Source organism: Nitrosomonas ureae (genome assembly GCF_900206265.1).
GTDB lineage: Bacteria > Pseudomonadota > Gammaproteobacteria > Burkholderiales > Nitrosomonadaceae > Nitrosomonas > Nitrosomonas ureae_C.
Genome location: NZ_LT907782.1, coordinates 573,633 through 592,090, shown reverse-complemented (window position 1 = coordinate 592,090; position 18,458 = coordinate 573,633). Strand labels below are relative to the sequence as shown.

General features: G+C 40.0%; 19 protein-coding genes and 3 pseudogenes. 17 read left to right on the top strand and 5 right to left on the bottom strand.

The window, feature by feature from the left end; translation table 11 throughout:
- Nucleotides 1-100: 100 nt before the first annotated feature.
- The 8 genes from CPG39_RS02580 (at nt 101) to CPG39_RS02545 (ending at nt 8,410) form a co-directional block, all read left to right on the top strand.
- Nucleotides 101-1,339, top strand: a complete 1,239-nt coding sequence (locus CPG39_RS02580; RefSeq protein WP_096291903.1) for an EAL and HDOD domain-containing protein — start codon at nt 101-103, stop codon at nt 1,337-1,339.
- Nucleotides 1,340-1,641: 302 nt separating this feature from the next.
- Nucleotides 1,642-2,304, top strand: a complete 663-nt coding sequence (locus CPG39_RS02575; RefSeq protein WP_096291902.1) for a hypothetical protein — start codon at nt 1,642-1,644, stop codon at nt 2,302-2,304.
- Nucleotides 2,305-2,363: 59 nt separating this feature from the next.
- Nucleotides 2,364-2,729 (top strand): response regulator, encoded by a 366-nt coding sequence (locus tag CPG39_RS02570; protein ID WP_096291901.1) that lies wholly within the window; start codon nt 2,364-2,366, stop codon nt 2,727-2,729.
- A 128-nt stretch (nt 2,730-2,857) separates the two neighbouring features.
- The gene (gene cheA / locus CPG39_RS02565) at nt 2,858-5,038 is read left to right on the top strand and encodes a chemotaxis protein CheA (protein WP_096291900.1); all 2,181 of its coding nucleotides are present in this window, start codon (nt 2,858-2,860) and stop codon (nt 5,036-5,038) included.
- 212 nt (nt 5,039-5,250) lie between these two features.
- Nucleotides 5,251-6,114: a CheR family methyltransferase gene (locus tag CPG39_RS02560; RefSeq protein WP_096291899.1), complete on the top strand. Its 864-nt coding sequence runs from the start codon at nt 5,251-5,253 to the stop codon at nt 6,112-6,114.
- A 7-nt stretch (nt 6,115-6,121) separates the two neighbouring features.
- Complete coding sequence (gene cheD, locus CPG39_RS02555; protein ID WP_096291898.1) at nt 6,122-6,733, top strand: chemoreceptor glutamine deamidase CheD; 612 nt, start codon at nt 6,122-6,124, stop codon at nt 6,731-6,733.
- 35 nt (nt 6,734-6,768) lie between these two features.
- Nucleotides 6,769-7,848: a protein-glutamate methylesterase/protein-glutamine glutaminase gene (locus tag CPG39_RS02550; protein ID WP_096291897.1), complete on the top strand. Its 1,080-nt coding sequence runs from the start codon at nt 6,769-6,771 to the stop codon at nt 7,846-7,848.
- A gap of 64 nt (nt 7,849-7,912) precedes the next feature.
- The gene (locus CPG39_RS02545; protein WP_096291896.1) at nt 7,913-8,410 is read left to right on the top strand and encodes a C40 family peptidase; all 498 of its coding nucleotides are present in this window, start codon (nt 7,913-7,915) and stop codon (nt 8,408-8,410) included.
- 125 nt (nt 8,411-8,535) lie between these two features.
- Here the strand turns inward: CPG39_RS02545 and CPG39_RS14445 are convergent, their stop codons facing one another.
- Nucleotides 8,536-8,682, bottom strand: coding sequence for a hypothetical protein (locus CPG39_RS14445; RefSeq protein ID WP_172424069.1), 147 nt, complete (start codon nt 8,680-8,682; stop codon nt 8,536-8,538).
- A gap of 166 nt (nt 8,683-8,848) precedes the next feature.
- Here CPG39_RS14445 and CPG39_RS02540 point away from each other — a divergent pair.
- The 6 genes and pseudogenes from CPG39_RS02540 to tnpA form a co-directional block, all read left to right on the top strand.
- Nucleotides 8,849-9,121, top strand: a pseudogene (locus tag CPG39_RS02540) (transposase); the annotation flags it as partial.
- 305 nt (nt 9,122-9,426) lie between these two features.
- A protein-coding gene (locus CPG39_RS02535) for an IS3 family transposase (protein ID WP_096291894.1) occupies nt 9,427-10,517 on the top strand; the annotation gives its coding sequence in 2 pieces (ribosomal slippage) (nt 9,427-9,688 and nt 9,688-10,517; 1,092 coding nt in all).
- 106 nt (nt 10,518-10,623) lie between these two features.
- A complete protein-coding gene (locus CPG39_RS02530; protein WP_269457651.1) occupies nt 10,624-10,830 on the top strand; it encodes a zonular occludens toxin domain-containing protein in 207 nt (68 codons plus the stop codon).
- On the top strand, nt 10,827-11,405 hold the full coding sequence (locus CPG39_RS02525) for a hypothetical protein (protein WP_231990367.1): 579 nt from the start codon (nt 10,827-10,829) through the stop codon (nt 11,403-11,405). Before CPG39_RS02530 ends, CPG39_RS02525 begins: the two co-directional genes overlap by 4 nt.
- Before the next feature lie 139 nt (nt 11,406-11,544).
- Nucleotides 11,545-11,844 carry a hypothetical protein gene (locus tag CPG39_RS02520; protein ID WP_096291893.1) on the top strand — a complete coding sequence of 100 codons (300 nt, stop codon included), beginning with the start codon at nt 11,545-11,547 and terminating at the stop codon, nt 11,842-11,844.
- Nucleotides 11,845-12,102: 258 nt separating this feature from the next.
- Nucleotides 12,103-12,537: pseudogene (gene tnpA, locus CPG39_RS02515) on the top strand (IS200/IS605 family transposase).
- A gap of 549 nt (nt 12,538-13,086) precedes the next feature.
- Here the strand turns inward: tnpA and CPG39_RS02510 are convergent.
- Nucleotides 13,087-13,980, bottom strand: coding sequence for a hypothetical protein (locus CPG39_RS02510; protein ID WP_096291892.1), 894 nt, complete (start codon nt 13,978-13,980; stop codon nt 13,087-13,089).
- Between the two features lie 111 nt (nt 13,981-14,091).
- Here CPG39_RS02510 and CPG39_RS02505 point away from each other — a divergent pair, with 111 nt between their 5' ends.
- From CPG39_RS02505 to CPG39_RS02495, 3 genes are all read left to right on the top strand, one after another.
- On the top strand, nt 14,092-14,700 hold the full coding sequence (locus tag CPG39_RS02505) for a CRISPR-associated endonuclease Cas1 (RefSeq protein WP_096291891.1): 609 nt from the start codon (nt 14,092-14,094) through the stop codon (nt 14,698-14,700).
- A gap of 38 nt (nt 14,701-14,738) precedes the next feature.
- Nucleotides 14,739-14,993, top strand: a complete 255-nt coding sequence (locus CPG39_RS14855; RefSeq protein ID WP_269457650.1) for a CRISPR-associated endonuclease Cas1 — start codon at nt 14,739-14,741, stop codon at nt 14,991-14,993.
- Between the two features lie 268 nt (nt 14,994-15,261).
- A complete protein-coding gene (locus CPG39_RS02495; RefSeq protein WP_096291889.1) occupies nt 15,262-16,290 on the top strand; it encodes a DUF4062 domain-containing protein in 1,029 nt (342 codons plus the stop codon).
- A 194-nt stretch (nt 16,291-16,484) separates the two neighbouring features.
- On the opposite strand, the pseudogene CPG39_RS02490 reads toward CPG39_RS02495, so the two are convergent.
- The 3 genes and pseudogenes from CPG39_RS02490 to CPG39_RS14985 form a co-directional block, all read right to left on the bottom strand.
- A pseudogene (locus tag CPG39_RS02490) lies at nt 16,485-17,657 on the bottom strand (IS3 family transposase).
- A 219-nt stretch (nt 17,658-17,876) separates the two neighbouring features.
- Nucleotides 17,877-18,200, bottom strand: coding sequence for a BON domain-containing protein (locus CPG39_RS02485; protein WP_096291888.1), 324 nt, complete (start codon nt 18,198-18,200; stop codon nt 17,877-17,879).
- A 175-nt stretch (nt 18,201-18,375) separates the two neighbouring features.
- Nucleotides 18,376-18,456 carry a hypothetical protein gene (locus CPG39_RS14985; RefSeq protein ID WP_419866145.1) on the bottom strand — a complete coding sequence of 27 codons (81 nt, stop codon included), beginning with the start codon at nt 18,454-18,456 and terminating at the stop codon, nt 18,376-18,378.
- Nucleotides 18,457-18,458 lie beyond the last annotated feature (2 nt).

Sequence of the window (18,458 nt, the reverse complement as noted above, 5' to 3'; positions counted from 1 at the left end):
AGGAAAATATATTTGTAAAAATATGAAGAAAGCTAGAGAAATAAACAGAATCGGTGTACTTGAAGTTTCTTTATATTGCTTGATTAGTGTGGGGGAGTGAATGGAAGGTTTCTTTCTTGGACGGCAGCCCATTCTCGATCGCAATCAAAATTTAGTGGCCTTTGAATTGCTGTTTAGGCAAGAGGAAGCTGATGAGGAGATCAGTATTAGTAACGACTTATCCGCATCCGCAAATGTCATCATCAATGCATATTGTCAGTTGGGTATTCAGAATGTGTTGGGTAAACAACGAGGCTTTATCAATGCGGATCCAGGATTAGTGATGAGCGATATCATTAGTTTGCTACCCAGTAAACATGTGATACTCGAAATAAAAGAGACAACGGCTTTGACAGCCGATTTTATGCAACGATGTAGCGAGTTAAAGCAAAAAGGATATCAATTTGCACTGGATAATGTGGTTGCCATAAATGAGAAAGTCAAGCAATTGCTACCATTGGTCAGTGTGGTTAAGGTGAATGTGCTTGAACTGGAGACAAATGAGCTTTCTAAATTAGTAATTGAATTAAATCGTTGGCCAGTATTGCTTTTGGCGTTAAAAGTGGAGACTCGCGAACAGGAAAGTAATTGTATGAAACTTGGATTCCAGATGTTTCAGGGATTTTATTTTGCAAAACCTGAAGTGTTATCAGTAAAACGGGCAGATCCTGGAAAGTTGTCGCTATTAAAATTGCTGACACTTGTGATGGGGGATAACGATATTGAAGAAATAGAGAAGGAATTTAAGCATCAACCTGGACTGAGTTACAACTTGATGCGAATGGTGAATTCTGTAGCAAGTGGATTGCCACAAAAAATCAATTCGATCAAGCATGCGATTATGATAATGGGGCGAAAGCAGTTGCAAAGATGGGTGCAATTATTGCTCTATACGGCTGATCAGTCTAATGAAAATATGTCCAATGCATTAATGCAGACAGCGGCTGCACGGGGCAAATTAATGGAATTAATTGCAACAGCGGAACGACCCCATGATAAGAATCATCAAGAAAGAGCTTTTATGGTAGGAATATTATCTCTGCTCAATGTACTACTGGGTATTGAGATGCAGAAAATTGTCGATAAGCTGGAAATCCCGGATGATATGAGTCAAGCGCTATTAAACCGAGAAGGGCGTTTAGGTCAAGAACTGAAGTTAATAGAAGCTAATGAGAAAGGGGATGTTACTGCGATTCAATTAATATTGGCTGAACTTGATTTTCTAAGTTTGAGTGACTTGGCAGATATCGAGATACAAGCAATTGGATGGGCAAATCGAATCAATGAGGTTGCCAATTAAATTAGATTGAGTGTGGTATCGGATTATTTTTCAGTTTGGGTATTGATATATAACTCATCGGAATTGATGAATCCTATTGATTCGTAAAAAATTTTCACGACATATTTGACCTATTCATAAACGCTGATTTCATATTTTTTATGTTTATGAATTTACTAGATTCTTTGCAGAGCTGCAGAATTAAAGTTGGTAAATGTTATGACGTTAACTTTTGATGCTAAAGAAGTATTGATACAACAAATACGTTATGGCTTTGCTCTGTTGAATAAGGCATTTGTGATAGCCGATGATAAAGCTTATGTATGGTGCATGATAATGGTCTTCTGTATCAAACGATTGCGACAATGACTTCGAATAAAACAAGTGGCGAGGAAAAAATTATGACTGAGCTGCAATCAGTTAGCGACAAACTTGATAATAAATCTGAAGATAAATTGGCGCTGAAAGATAACGATAAGGTTATATGCAATAACGCGGCCGATGAATATTTCATGGGTATCAAAGGGGATTTGAATCAGGCTGAAAGACTAGTTAGTGATGCGGTTAATAACTTAGTTATTAATTTCAGGTACATAAGTAAATTAACAGAGTCTCATCATGAAATGGTTCTAGCTATTGAAAGAATGACCGCTCCTGAGGCAAGTAGCTCCATTAATGAGTTATTGGAGAAGCAAATGGTTATTGCCAATCAAATCGAACAAGAGTTGGAGATGGTAATTACCTCTTTGCAATTTGGTGATTTAGTTGCGCAATTGCTTGCTCATACTACACGTCAAGTGGAAATGTTAAATGTTGAATTGCAGCGTATTGATCGGCAAGGTGCTTGGCAGGGAGAAACTGAAAGGAAAGCTTTGGATTCAATACATTCAGGAATCTCTAAAGCAGTTGAGGTGGTGAAGAATAAAAGCAAAAAAAAACCGGTTGTGCAGCAAGGGATGCAAATGGGCGATGTTGAGCTTTTTTAAAAATGCTTAACGGACATTTTCTACCGAGCAACTTAATAATATCAGCAAAGGAGTAATAAATGGCTAAGACAATACTTGCAGTGGATGATTCTGCATCAATCCGGCAGATGGTAACTTTTACACTTAAAGGTGCAGGTTATGAGGTCATTGAAGCAGTTGATGGTCAAGATGCATTCGATAAGGCAAGTCATCATCAGATTAATCTAATACTAACTGACATCAATATGCCACGCATGGACGGATTAAAGTTACTTGAGTTACTGCGGAAATTAGCTCAATACAAAAATACTCCTATTTTGATATTGACCACTGAATCTGGGGATGAAATAAAAGCAAAAGGTAGAGCGGCGGGGGCAACAGGATGGTTAGTGAAACCGTTTGATCCCAAACGATTATTGGAAGTAATCGGTAAAGTTATTGGTTAGAAAATAATATTTTTAAGCGGAATAATTGGCTTAAATAACCTCTACTCTCAAAGAGTAAGTGTTTTGTTGTATTGGGTTTCTTTCTTTAAAGCGTCAATCAAACAATTTAACTTGAAATAGGGCTTCTCATGAGTACAGATCTTGAACAGTTTTATGAGATATTTTTTGAAGAATCCTCAGAGTTACTTGCGGATATGGAGGCATGTTTACTTAGACTTGACGTGAATTCGCCAGATTTGGAAGATTTAAACGCTATATTTCGTGCTGCTCATTCAATTAAGGGTGGAGCGGGAACATTTGGTTTTACAGATATGACGGAGATGACGCATATGTTGGAGACACTGCTAGACAGATTACGTAAGGGCGAGCTTGAGGTACGTAGCGAGATGGTCGATGCTTTTTTAAAGGCCGGGGACGTTATCAAAGCACAATTGGCTGGACATCGTGGAGAAGGACAAGCTGATCCCACTGTTGCTGAAGCCATTTGTGAAGAACTTAAAAGATTAAGTGAGGATCCGCAGGAGACCCCATCGATAGTAGATACCAAAACAGCTTTTTTTGAAACTAAGGCTAAGTTAGTGTCGCAAGAGACTGATGTTGGGGCCGGTATAGATAAAGTTTCTCATGAAAATATTGCCACAGGGCTTAGTTTTATTATCGAGTTTTCCAGTATGGATTTGACTAGTGCAGCACTTGAGAATTTATTCTCTAATTTAAGGGGGTTGGGGGATCTGGAGAACCTTACGCCGGTAAATGCGGAGGGGCATTATAAATTAACACTGACTACAAGTAGTAGCGAAGAAGATATTTGGGAAACTTTGGCATTCGTGGTCGATCCCGCGAGTCTTAAAATTAAAGCAACGACAATTACTTCAACCAAGGTTGCAGAAATTGAGATCCTAAATGAATCAGTCCGTGATGCAGAAGTTTTAGCAGAGGAAGATGAATTGGCGTGTAAGACGCCTTCTACACCAGGATATGGATTCTTCCCAGGAGCACCCGCTGCACCGCGGAATATAGAAGATTCCGAAATTAACCTGGATCAGGCACAGTTGCCGAATACATGTAGCACCAAAAATGAATCCCAAGTTACAAATAAATCTTCTGGAAAAACTAATACAGCAGCCTCTGTTAGTGAAACGTCATCTATTCGAGTCAGTATAGAGAAAGTTGATCAAATGATTAATTTAGTTGGGGAATTGGTAATTACTCAAGCAATGCTTGCGCAAACAGCTTCTCAGTATGATCCGGTGTTGTTCGAGAAATTGTATAGTGGAATGAGTCAATTGGAACGAAATACACGAGATTTGCAAGAATCCGTGATGTCAATTCGCATGATGCCAATCAGTTTTGTATTCAGCCGATATCCACGAGTTGTGCGTGATTTGGCGGCGAAACTGAATAAGCACGTGGAGTTGAGGACTGTTGGTGAGAATACAGAACTTGATAAGGGGTTAATCGAGAAAATTGCTGACCCTTTAACACACCTAGTTAGAAATAGCTTGGATCACGGTGTAGAAGTAGCTGAAAAACGTATTGCTGCTGGGAAACCGGCGCAAGGCACAATTACCCTTCGAGCCTTCCACCAAGGGGGAAGCATTGTTATCGAGGTCAGTGATGATGGCGCAGGACTAAATAGAGGGAAAATTCTTGCCAAAGCAAAAGAACGTGGTTTACCTGCACATGATGCAATGACTGACCAGGAGGTCTGGTTATTAATATTTGAAGCTGGTTTCTCAACAGCGGATCAAGTTACAGACGTGTCAGGTCGTGGTGTTGGCATGGATGTAGTGAAACGCAATATACAGAGTATGGGAGGGCGTATCGATATTGAATCGACATTTGGATCTGGTACGCGCATATCTATCCGCTTACCACTAACGCTCGCGATACTTGATGGATTATCTGTGGTTGTGGGAGATCAAATGTTTATTGTCCCGTTAAATTATATAACCGAGTCATTGCAACCGGCGGCCACCGATATTAAAACAGTGAGCGGACAAGGGCGTGTAGTGCAAGTAAGAGGTGAATATCTCCCTGTGATCGCATTGCATGAATTCTTCAATTTGCGTCCGAACGTAACGGAGATTCATAAAGGAATTCTTGTCATTCTTGAGGCTGAGGGACATAAAGCAGCTTTATTTGTGGATGATTTGGTTGGACAGCACCAAGTAGTTATTAAGAGTCTGGAGAGTAATTATCGTAGAGTTCAGGGAGCTTCGGGTGCGACTATTATGGGTGATGGCAAAGTTGCGCTTATTCTTGATGCTGCAGCTCTGGTGATGGCATCTCAGCAGGAGCTTGTGTAGGGGTCATACTTAATTCTTTATGAAAAAAGAGAAGATCATATAAAAATTGCATGAGCTTTATCGCAATATCATTACCTTGTATTATCAATATGTTAAATTGTATCACTTCGACCGATTATGAGGCTGCCGCTGTTAAAGAAGTACCTGGGTTTTAGTTTGATATTGGACAGTTATCGGAAAATAGCATTTTATCTTATTTGTGGGTGGAAATTATGGGGTTAATAACGAATATCGAAGATAACTCTGATAGTAAAGTGCGCGAATATAATTTTACTCAGGCTGATTTTGAACGTATTAGAAAGTTGATATATAAGCATGCGGGTATTTCACTTTCAACTAGTAAGCAGAACATGGTGTATAGTCGACTTGCCAGACGGTTACGTGCGACAGGTTTTGATAGTTTTGATGAATACTTGGACTATTTAGAGCGCGGCAATCCGGAAGAATGGGAAGCATTTACTAATGCTTTGACAACAAATCTTACTGCCTTTTTTCGTGAACAACATCATTTTCCCATTCTCGAGAGGCATATAGAGAAACGTAAAAATCACGACAAAATTCAACTTTGGTGCAGTGCCTCATCTACTGGTGAAGAACCATATTCAATGGCAATGGCAATGGTGCATGCATTTAAGTCATATACTCCACCTGTACATATTCTGGCCACGGATTTGGATACAAATGTGTTGGCAAAAGCCCAAATGGGCATTTATTCACTGGATAAATTAGAAAAACTACCTAAGGAAAAGCTGAAACAGTTTTTTTTGAAAGGTAAAGGTTCTCATGATGGCTCGGCAAGAGTTCGTCCTGAGTTACGGAATATGATTACCTTCCGCAAATTGAATTTGCTTGATGATAATTGGCCAATTCGAGGTCCATTTGATGCGATATTTTGCCGTAACGTAATGATTTATTTTGATAAGAAAACGCAATACAAAATTTTGAAAAAATTTGTGCCATTGTTAGCCTCTGATGGATTGTTGTTTGCTGGGCACTCTGAAAGTTTTCAACATGCTATTGATTTATTTAAGTTGCGTGAGAAAACAGTTTATGAGTTAGCTAACCGGAAAAGGTAATAATCGTATGACTGAGATCCTTGATGATCAAATTGCGAGCAATTTATATTTTGACAAAAGCTTTAATCATCAAGCTGTCAAATTGTTACCAGGCGAATACTACGTTACTGATAAAGACATGCTTTTGGTAACTGTACTTGGTTCATGTGTTGCAGCTTGCATACGCGACTGTTATAGCGGTATCGGTGGTATGAATCATTTTATGCTTCCAGATGGTGGTGCGGATATGGGTAACCCCTTGAATGCTTCAGCTCGCTACGGCACGTATGCGATGGAAATACTGATTAATCAGTTGCTCAAACTGGGTGCCCGCAGGTGTAATCTTGAAGCTAAAGTATTTGGTGGCGGAAATGTTCTGGATGGGTTGACGGTTGCGAATGTTGGCCAAAGGAATGCAGATTTTGTTTTGAAGTTTCTGCGAACTGAAAGAATAAGAGTGGTAGCACAAGATTTAGTTGATATATTTCCGCGCAAAGTCTATTTTTTCCCAAAAAATAGTAAGGTAATGGTAAAGAAATTGCGGAATACTCGTAACATGACTATTTCTGAGCGTGAAAAAGATTATAGTCAACGCTTACGCAAAGTCGAAAATGGTGGAGAAATAGAGTTATTTTCTTGATTGAACCTACTCTTGTATTTCATTGAGTTCATAATATGAAAAAAATTTCAGTTTTGGTCGTTGATGACTCGGCCCTTATTCGTAAGTTATTGAGTGAAATTATTAATAGCCAACCAGATATGGAAGTCGTTGGAGTTGCAGCTGACCCTTTGGCGGCACGTGAAATGATTCGAACCATGAATCCTGATGTGCTGACATTGGATGTTGAAATGCCTAAAATGGATGGAATTGACTTTCTGGAGAAATTAATGCGATTGAGACCTATGCCTGTTGTCATGGTTTCAACGTTGACCGAGAAAGGTTCGGACGTAACTTTTCGCGCACTTGAGTTAGGTGCAATTGATTTTGTGTCTAAGCCTAAAATCGATATTGTGTCAGGATTGAAAGAATATGGTACCGAAATTGCAGATAAAATTCGTATAGCCAAATCGGCTAGGCTTAAACGGCAAATGTCTATACCGGTTACAAAAAGTGCTACTGCGGATGCCGTTTTACCGGTTGTGTTAAATCGCATTTCATCAACCGAAAAATTAATTATAATAGGTGCTTCTACCGGTGGAACGGAGGCGATTAAAGAATTTCTGATTCGCATGCCACCTGATTCTCCGGGCATACTTGTAACGCAGCATATGCCGGAAGGATTTACCAAGTCGTTTGCTAACCGTATGGATAGTATATGTAAGATATCAGTTACTGAAGCTCAGGGGGGGGAAAGGATATTACCGGGTCATGCTTTTATCGCGCCAGGCCATTCGCATCTATTACTCAAACGTAGTGGTGCGAATTATATAACTGAACTAAATCATGGAGAGCCAGTGAGTCGACATAGGCCGTCAGTTGATGTACTATTTCGTTCAGCAGCAAATTGCGCAGGAAAGAATGCTATTGGTGTGATTTTAACGGGTATGGGAAAAGATGGCGCTGCAGGAATGTTGGAAATGCACAAAGCAGGAGCATATACCTTTGCTCAAGATGAGGCGAGTTGTGTTGTTTTTGGGATGCCCAAAGAAGCCATTGCAACAGGGGGAGTTAATGAGATTGTTTCATTAAAAGATATGGCTAAGTGTGTTCTATCAAAATTATCCAGCATAGGGTCACATAGTAACCGCATTTAGATCCTTTATTCCTTGGTTTTTGATTGAGAACTAAGAACTGATTTAAGTAGAAAGTACTTCATCAATGAAAAGATATGTTGGTCGATCTATAATTTTTATTGGCGTAAGTTTCTTGGTTGGTTGCGAATCAATTCAAGAAGGGTCTATTTACAAACAAAATTATCGCCCTACTGTCAGTAAGCCATTATTAGATCCAAATAACATGAGAAAAGTGCTCTATTCTCATTATGATGAATGGCAGGGTGTGCGCTATAAATATGGCGGACTGAGTCGACAAGGAATTGATTGTTCAGGTTTTGTGCATCTGACGTTTAAATCTAAACTCGGTATGAATTTACCAAGAACAACGTGGATGCAAGCAAAAATTGGACAAGAAATTAGACAGAATGATTTAAGGGTTGGAGATTTGGTGTTCTTCAAAACCGGTAAAACATCAAATCACGTAGGAATTTATTTAGAGAAAAATAAATTCTTGCATGCATCTCAAAAGAAAGGCGTCACAATATCAAGGCTTGATCATATCTATTGGAGATCCAATTATTGGAAATCTGTTCGCATCTAACTTTGAAATAAAATTATATTAATTTGTTTCTCGTCGCCTCTCGTATCATTGAAGGATATTGTTTATATGTTCAAGGGTGGCTGATACCGGTTTAAAATTGAGCACCCGTTGCGGTTGAGATTTGATCAGGAGGAAACGGAGCGCAGTGTACCCGCATTTGTAGGTAAGTTTTGAGAATCATTAGGTTTAGACGGAAGCTTTTCAATGTTGATTTTACTCTTTCCCGGTAATTTTTTAATTTCTTCGTTATCTATATAAATTAGATCGTTCATTTTCTCAGCCTAAAAGCAAAAACACATCATTACAAATTTGAATTGACTTCAATTTCGATAAAAGAAACCCGACAAGCCTTCAACTTAGAAGTTGTTATAACTTTGACCTGATTTAATGAAACCGGACAGTCCAGTTAAGAGAAAATAGCTTAATTGGAGGAAGAAAATGACAGCAAGAAAGCAATACACAAAGGAATACAAATTAGATGCAGTCAGTCTGGTATTGTCAGGGCCGATACGACATCGGAAGGAAGTATCTCGAAGCCTGGAAATCAGTGCCAATATGCTGAGGAGATGGATCAGGGAATACCAGACGGATGAAGCTGATCAGTCATTCCGGGGTAATGGGAAACTGACCCCGGAGCAGGAAGAAATTCGGCGGTTGAAGACGCAAATCAAGCAGCTCAGGGTGGAGAGGGAAATACTAAAGGAAGCGACTGTAAACGTAAGCGGGCGCGTTCTTTGAGCATGAAAGCCGCTCTCGGAAACATTCAATTCAATACTCGACACATGAGCCCAACCGAATAGCTTTGCCGCATCGACTCAATCAGACCGTATCTCACCGTGACTCCTTGGCGAAATACGTCGCACACTTTTTTATAAAATCACGCTCTATCTTCGCTTCTGCTAATTCGCGTTTAACTCTGGATAGCTCTAACTCAAGTTCAGTGGTAATCCCCCCAGAAAATAACAGGAGTCAGAAGTAGAATTTTCTTGTAATTTATATAGACAGGAGATTCTGCAATGAAGAAATCGAAATTCAGTGACAGCCAGATCATGGCGATACTCAAACAGGCCGAGGGAGGAGTGCCGGTGCCTGAATTGTGCCGTGAACACGGTATGAGTAATGCGACATTTTACAAATGGCGCAGCAAATACGGCGGTATGGATGCATCAATGATAGCCCGACTCAAGGAACTTGAAGAAGAGAATCGCTGGTTGAAAAAGATGTATGCTGAGGAACGGTTAAAATCCGAGCTACGTAAGGAAGCCCTCGAAAAAAAGTGGTAGCGCCCTGGCAGCGGCGCGACATGGCTAAACAGGTTGTTAAGCAAAAAAGGATCAGTATCCGCCTGGCGTGTGAGATCTATGATATCAGCGAAACATGTTACCGTTATCAAGCCAGGCTCAATGCTGATAACCGTATCATTGCCGATTGGCTGCTGCGGTTGACGCACAATCAGCGAAACTGGGGGTTTGGTTTATGCTTTCTGTACTTACGCAATGTAAAAGGTTTTTTCTGGAACCACAAGCGTGTTTATCGTATTTACCGGGAGTTGGAACTGAACATGCGGATCAAGCCGAGAAAGCGGCTCAAACGTGACAAGCCGGAAGTGCTGGCGGTACCGTTAACCATCAATGAAACCTGGTCAATGGATTTCATGTATGACCAATTGGAAGATGGCCGCAGCTTTCGGTTACTCAATATACTGGACGACTGCAATCGTGAAGGATTGGGAATAGAGGTGGATTTCTCCTTACCTGCAGGGCGCGTCATACGCACGCTGGATCGCCTGATCGAATGGCGCGGCAAGCCAAAGCGGATTCGCTGTGACAACGGCCCTGAGTACATCAGCGGCTTACTCTCTGCCTGGGCGGCAAAGAACGGCATACAGCTGGAATTCATACAGCCCGGCAAACCTCAGCAAAACGCCTACATTGAACGTTACAACAGAACCGTACGTTATGACTGGTTAAGCCAGCACTGCTTTGAGTCAATCGCCGAAGTTCAGGACTATGCAACAAAATGGTTGTGGACCTATAATCATGAACGGCCTAATACGGCCATTGGAGGAATAACACCAAAACAAAAGCTCGCTCAGTTAGCGCATTAACCTCTACTTTTAACTTCGGTTAATAATGGGGGGATTACCCTCCATTTCGTGTCTCCATTTTATGAAACTTTGGACTCCTTGAAAATCAGCATACCTCAGAAGCCTTATAGTTGTCGATGAAGCCGCTTATCCGTGGCCGGCCATCGATCTGAAAGACCCTCCAGAGTACATCAAATATCTTTCCCAACATAGAAAGCACGGGCTTGATTTCCTGGTAATCACGCAATCGCCCAAATTCGTGCATCCGTTCGTACTCGAAAATGCTGATCGGCATATTCATTTAAGCCAGGAATGGTCAGGTAACAAGCAATGAGACCTTTGCACGGTGTCATGAGCGGTACGAGAATAAGGCAAAAATTTGCGAAAAAGCGGAGTTTACACGGGGTAAATGAGCATTTTTCGCGAATTTTTAACGCAATTATCGTGCCGCGTAGTAACCGTGCAAAGGCCTCGCAATATGAATGGTCGAAATACTGCGCTAACCCAAAACTGAAAACCAACCGGGCGAATGCAGTCAAGAAACCGTACAAACTGGAAAAGAAAGCGTTCGAATTGTATTACTCGGCTAGCCTGCATGTAGAAAAACCAAAGCGCCCAATTCCCAAAATGGTTTATGCAGCAATTTTCCTCTTTTTCGCAGTTCCGGCTATGGCCATAATCACTTATGGACGCATTACTGACCGATTAGCTGATCCGATGCAAGAAATTAGAGGAAAAAACCAACAAATCAACACAGGAGGGCGAAATACAGCCTTCAAGCGTAATTCCGGTCATTCATTACCAAGTCGCTCTCAATGTTATCTGACGCCGTCGACTGGTCGCAGGTTGCAGCGTGCGTTTCAAGCAAATCAAATTGCATCTGCTACGGCCATCAAGCGCAACGAGTGAATATTGTTCCGGATACCTGTAATGCGGCTATTAATTATGGGTGGATTGCCACAAATAAACTTTAGAGGAGAGAAATCAATGCCGTTAATGAATTTCTTAGATTGACAACAGACACTAACCGCATGTTTGGAAAGACTATATGAAAGTTGCAATATTAATTCGGGCAGTTCGGAATGATCAATTTGTAGCTTGTTATCCCTACTCAACGATTCCATTAAAAGAAAAAAGTACGGTACATAAAGATTTTGATCTTTGTTGGCAAAAAGCTTTAAGAAATAATTTTGTGAAAGCAGGAACTGAGGAGCTTTATTATTTTTCTTTTGTTGATCTAGAAGGTCGGAATCGTAAAAACTGCTTTAGAATTGAAAAACCTTTTAAACTAACTCTAGTAGCAAATCTTGAAAGGAGGCTCCGAGGCTTTGCCAGGGGCAAAATGTAGGAGTTCTCAAGTTTGCGTAAACAGGTATGTTCCTGTTTTTTTTTTACACTTTTACTTCCCTTCCCTCCATAATACCAACCATTATATAAATGGTTGTCGACGAGTGTGAAGGATGTGCACCCAGGCGCAATGCTTGAATATTGTTTCAGATACATGTAATGCAGTTATTAATTATGGGTGAATTTCATCTTAAAATCTTTAAGTAGCTTAATCTCTGCAGGGTTTAATTCCTCGCCCCTTGGGGCGTAAAATATTCGCGTGAGCGAATATATACATAAGCGACATAACGTAACAACATTGTTTTATCACTTGGTATTTCCAGCGAAATATCGTCGTGCTGTGTTCGATGAGGCTGCAGATAAGACACTGCAAGACGTGTGTCTTGAGCTGGAGAAGCGTTATTAGTTGAAATTTCTGGAGATTGGAACAGATGAAGATCATGTTCATTTTTTAGTACAAAGTGTTCCTTCATATAGTGTAACAAAACTGGTAACACTGATTAAGAGTATCACAGCAAGTGAGATATTTCGCTTGTGTCCTCATGTCAAAAAACAATTCTGGGACGGTGAGTTTTGGAGTGATGGCTATTTTGCGAGTACTGTTGGTCGTCATGGCGATGAACACACGATAAGGAACTATGTTAAGGGGCAAGGGAAAGAGTATCAAAAACTGACGCGGTCAAGTAAGGGGTAGATATACCCGGGGTAGGATGTGCCAGGAAAAAATGTCACAAACGTGAAAAAAAATAAAGTTGAACTAAAAAAAATAATCTTATATTTGCTTAACATGTAAATAACGAAAAAAATATATGAAAATTTAAGGAATACTTGACGTTTTAGAGAAACGTGTTCATAAATAAAAAATAAACGAGATTCCGACTTCACCAATAAAACAATTGCTATGCCACGATTGATCCTCCGTGATGAATTATGATCGAAGTTAGAGAAAATGGCTGCACTAAGAAAAATTAATAACGAGCGGAACTCGCGCATTACGGCAGAAGGTATGTTGTATCGAATGCGTGTTGGTCAACCGTAATGAAGTTTTGCCCGAGTTGTTTAAGTACTAGAATTGCATCTACAAAAGATTCAAGGCATGATCTTTTAGCAACAAATGAATCAAAATTTTCAAGGCACTCGCCATTAATCTGGACGGGAAATGGGGATTTTAATCTCTGCGGGTTTAATTCCCCGCCCCCTTGGGGCGAAAGCTGGTTGAAAACCAGCAGATTGTAGAGCGCAGTTAATACCCCGCTGCTTGCGGCGGGGTGCTTCTTTGTAAATTCCGTGAAGTTTTTCCTGTTTCAAAATTTATTTTCTGAATGTTTTTATAGCGTGCAGTGATTAAAATTAATTTCTCATTATGAAAAAAATCAATTTTCTCAATATCTATCAAAATTTGAAGCTGTTCTAAATATGATTCAAGACTAAGACTTTTTGCAAAATCAATAGTATCATCTTTATCATATTTTAAAATATTAGGTATTTTATCTAGATAAAACCCAATTACATAAAAATTAGTTGATAAAAAATTGAAATGCGAATAAAAATTCGGCTTCTGTTTAAGCTCCTCAATCTTTTTTATAATTGGTTTTGATCCAATTTCTTTGTAATCAGTAACTATATGAGTTAGCCCGCCATCAATATTTCCAGCGTTGTCAGGTTTCTGGAAACAAATAGCAAATTCTGAAAATTTAGTTCTTTTTTTGCTCCACTCTCTATATGAGGATACTACATTTGAGGCTAATAATAGTTGACCAAGATTGCCACTACGCTCACGATTTTTTAGATCAACTGGTGAATTATAAATTTTACCAAAAGGCAAAATAATTTTTTCATCTATTTTCAAATTAGTACTTTCAAAATAATTTCGTAATATAGTAATTTTTTTTTCATCATCAATAATTTGATTAATAATATCATCGTAAATCAAGTTTTTATTATAAATATTAGAATCAAGTTTGTTAATCAATAAATGAGGTATGGTTTCGCTGTCAATACAATCAATAACATTTTTATTTATTTTAGAAGTTATTTTTTTAATGTAATCTTTAGTTGATAAGTCTCGTTTGGTAGTAGGTATAATTACATCTCGTTCGGATAGTCTTTTTATTACTTCTTCAACTCTTTTATCCATTACCGACGTAATATACGATCTTATATTTCGTTTTGAAAGAAAATCGGTAAGGAATTGTCTAGACACTCCTAGTGTTAGATTAGTAAAAACTTGGTTTTTGCTATCTGAGAAATGATATTTAACACCCACTGCTTTTTGGTCTTCAGTTGGTTCACTGCAAAAGATACGGCCCGTAGACTTGCTCGAGGAGTGCATGGTATCAAAGCTATTATAATCGTGGGTTATGCAGGATATATCACATTAGACGCCATTGAGTGGCTAGCACAACAAAGTATCGCACTTTATACCTTAGATTTGGTTGGAGATCTGTGCTTGAATTTGATTCCTGCTATTCCTCCCCATCGTCCTTTTCAGAGACGAGCACAATATACGGCTAATTCATTTTTGATTGCTCGTAGCATCGTCGTCGAAAAACTAAATGGGGCTGTGCGGGTAAAACCTGAATTAACGCTGCTTTATCGAAGAATTTTAAATGACATATCTCTGATGAATAGCTTGGAAATGCTTCGGCTTGCCGAAGGACGAGCGGCTCAATTGTATTGGAATCAATGGAATTTTGAATTAGCTCACTATAAGGATTTTCCGGAGCACTGGAGCCAATATTCTAATCGAACTTCACCACTTACAGGATCGGGACGCAAAGCGGTGCATCCGGTTAATGCAATGTTAAATTATGGCTACACCATCCTTGCTGGGCGCATTGAGCGGAGCGGGCGTTAGTATTTGATGGATATGATCCGGCAGCAGGTGCCTTGCATGTGCATTTGGATGGGCGAGCAAGTTTGGCTTGGGATTTAATCGAATTGTTACGTCCAACTTTAGATGAACAGTTGATTGGCTGGATACAAACTCAGAAGTGGCGTAAGCGGGATTTTGAGGTGAATGAGGAGGGTACGGTTTATCTCAGGCAACAGCTTGCGAGAGTTGTGGTTCAGAAGAGTTGGATTGCTGATGCTAAGATTAAGCAAGTTATTCGGTGGTATGCGGGATTGTTGGTTGAAAGAGATGACTAAATGCAGAAGCTATAATAAAAATTACAATCTTTAAATTATAAGATTAAGCAATTTACTATACTAATTTCTAAAAAAAATTAAGCTATAGTGCATGCATCATATTTTTCTCACGAACTTGATCGAGTAGTTTTTAGTCATTCCAACTATATTTCCTCATAAAAATTTTAATTCAATACAATATGATAGAGTTATATATCCAAAAATATGTGACTATACCAACCCGATTATTTGACTAAATGATTTTTTAATTACGTTATACCTTCAAACTATGACCAGTAAGCGCTATCAGGTTTTTGTTAGCTCGACATACAACGACCTCATCGAAGAGCGGGCAGAAATCATGCAGGCGCTTCTTGAACTCGATTGCATGCCTGCTGGTATGGAATTATTTCCAGCCGCAAACGAAGAACAATGGAACTGGATTAAGAAAGTAATCGATGAATCAGACTATTATTTAGTAATAATTGGAGGAAGATATGGCACGATCTCAAATGCTACCGGCATGAGCTTCACCGAGATGGAGTATCGCTATGCTATAGAAACCGTGAAGCCTGTGATTGCTTTTCTCCACGAAGATCCATCTAAGATAGAAGCGGGGAAAACGGAAGGGAGTTCTCAGGCGAAGAAGAAACTCGAGCAGTTCAGAAAACTCGCAGAGCAACGCTTATGCAAGTATTTTACAAGCCCTGCTGATCTCGGCGCAAAGATGAGTCGTAGCATTACTCAATTAATTAAACATCATCCATCACCCGGATGGATTCGAGCGAACCAAATTCCTGAAGACCATTCTCAGGAGGTTCTCAATATGAAAAAACACATTGAGGAACTTGAAAAAAGACTTAGGCAAGTTGGACTGGTAGAACCCGCTGGTACAGAAAAATTATCCAAAGGAAAGGACGAATTCTCAGTTGATTTTAGTTTCGAGACAAAGAACGCAGAGACAGCAAAGAACGGGGCTAAGTATTGGAAGAAGGATGGAGAATTTGACCATACATTTAAGACTAGCTGGGATAGTTTATTTACCTACCTTGCGCCCGATTTAATCAGTCCGACAAGTGAGTATCGTGTGATATCCCGGCTAAATCAATTCATTGAAGAAAGCAACTCTTCATACTTTGCAACGAAACATGAAAATCAAAAGATTTACAATATTCGAATTTACTCAAGTTCGTTTGATACACTAAAAATCCAACTCAGAGCATTGAAGTTAATTTCTATTGTAGACAGTGACAAATGGATGCTTAGCCCATATGGAGATAACTACATGACAAAGCTTCTTGCAGTCCATAAGGTGTAGTAATTCAGACTCGATCTGACAGTTACCCGATTTGGCGATGTGCCTGTTAGATCGAGTCTGAGTTACTACAATTTAAGCTTATCCACCTTGATATTGGGTACCAAGCTCGATTACATTATGTGACATTTTTTCCTGGCACACCCTACCCCGGGTATATCTACCCCCACGCGGTCAAGTAAAACCGGACAACTCAGTTAAGCAACTTTCTTTACATTTTCAATTTCTACCTCATATTGATTTGGGCTCTTGTACCCCAAGTATGAGTGCAGTCGATGACTGTTATAAAACATGGAAATATACTGCAACACATCTTGCTGAGCTGAGAAACGAGTTTGATAATGGCACCAGTGGATTCGCTCCTGTTTGAGGCTGCCGAAAAAGCTTTCTGCCACAGCATTATCGAAACAATCGCCAGTGCGGCTCATACTACCCACAAAACCGTGTATTTCCAGAAACTTCCGGTGCTCCCTGCTGGCATATTGGGCCCCGCAAGTCCTGCTGTACTATCAGTCCTGCTTGCGGCTGACGCTGCCAGATAGCCATTCTTAATGCATCACAAACCAGTCTGGCCTTCATTCTTGGACTCATGCTCCAGCCGACCACTTTCCTGGAAAATAAATCAATGATCACAGCCAGATACAGCCAGCCTTCTCGAGTCCAAATGTAGGTTATGTCGCCAACGTAGACTTGATTGGGGGCTGCAACATCAAACTGCCGATTCAGCTTGTTCTCAAATACCGGCTGTTTGTGATCGCTATGGGTTGTCACTTTGTATTTCCTGCGATGCTTGACTTGCACACCGGCTTCCCGCATCAGGCGTCGAGCTTTCCAGCGACCAATCGGATAACCCAGCGCATTCAGCGCTTTTCCGATTCTGCGGCTGCCATAACTATAATTGCTGGATTTTGCTATATCCCGCACCGCTTCAAGTTTTTCCTCGTGATGCTGGCGTTCAGAATAATTATCAACGCACCGAACGTAATCATAGTAGGCGCTACGACTTACACCCATGAGTTGGCACATCAAGCCAACAGGATAGGTCTTTTTCCTTTGGCTAATGAACGAATACTTCATTTCGTTTCTTTCGCGAAAAAGACCGTCGCTTCCTTTAGTATTTCCCTCTCCAGCTTGAGCTGCTTGATTTGCGCTTTCAACTGCCGGATTTCTTCCTGCTCTGGCGTCAGCTTCCCATTACCACGGAATGACTGATCAGCATCATCTGCTTGGTATTCCCTGATCCACCTCCTCAACATATTAGGCGTGATCTCAAGGTTTCGAGATACTTCTGACGTCGTGTGATCCTGATCCAATACCAGACTCATAGCATCTAATTTAAATTCTTTTGCATATTGTTTTCTCGTTACCATTTCTTCCTCCGGTTAAGCTATTTTCTCTTAACTGGACTGTCCGGTTTCATTAAACTAGGTCAAACTACACGAGGATAGGCAGCTTGTACTTTTCTAACTTTCCACATCTCACAACTCTGATACCTCGCCCCTTGGGGCGGGGTCGTTCATTCTGATATACCCTTTTGCTGAACGGGTTTAATAAATTAGCATAAATCAACAATAACTTATCTTATCGGGTTAATTAAATAGAGCAGGGTCGATTTTTAAATTGTTTAGAACTTTTTTTACACCATCGACATCATGTGCAATGTTGTGCACTCTTTCCTTTTCTTCCGCTGATTTCACTGCGCCGGTTAACACGACAATACCATTGTTGTCGGTATCTACTTTAATATGCAATGAGTCAATATCTTTTGCTACGAGTATTTTAGATTTGATTTGAGTCGTAATGGCCGAATCTTTAACAAATTCGCCAACGCTCGAATTTTCCCCTACGGCTATTGTAGAAATAAAAAGTATGCTGATCAGAATTAAACTAGCAGTTAATTTTAAAGCTTTCATATTATTGACCTCAAATGGTTAAAATTGAAATTTACTGCGGTTGTAAGGCACTGTCTGTACGCTTTCCAACTATGTTTTAGGCAGCAATCTTGTCCTGAGGATCAAAAATATTTTTTATCGCTTGATAGCACTCACACGAATGACTTTCAAAGACTTCCCGATCAATGATCTCAATTTACCCACGTGTATAATAGAGGATGTTTTCTTTTTGAAGCTTATTAGCTATATCAGTAATAGTTTCGCGCCGCACACTCAAAA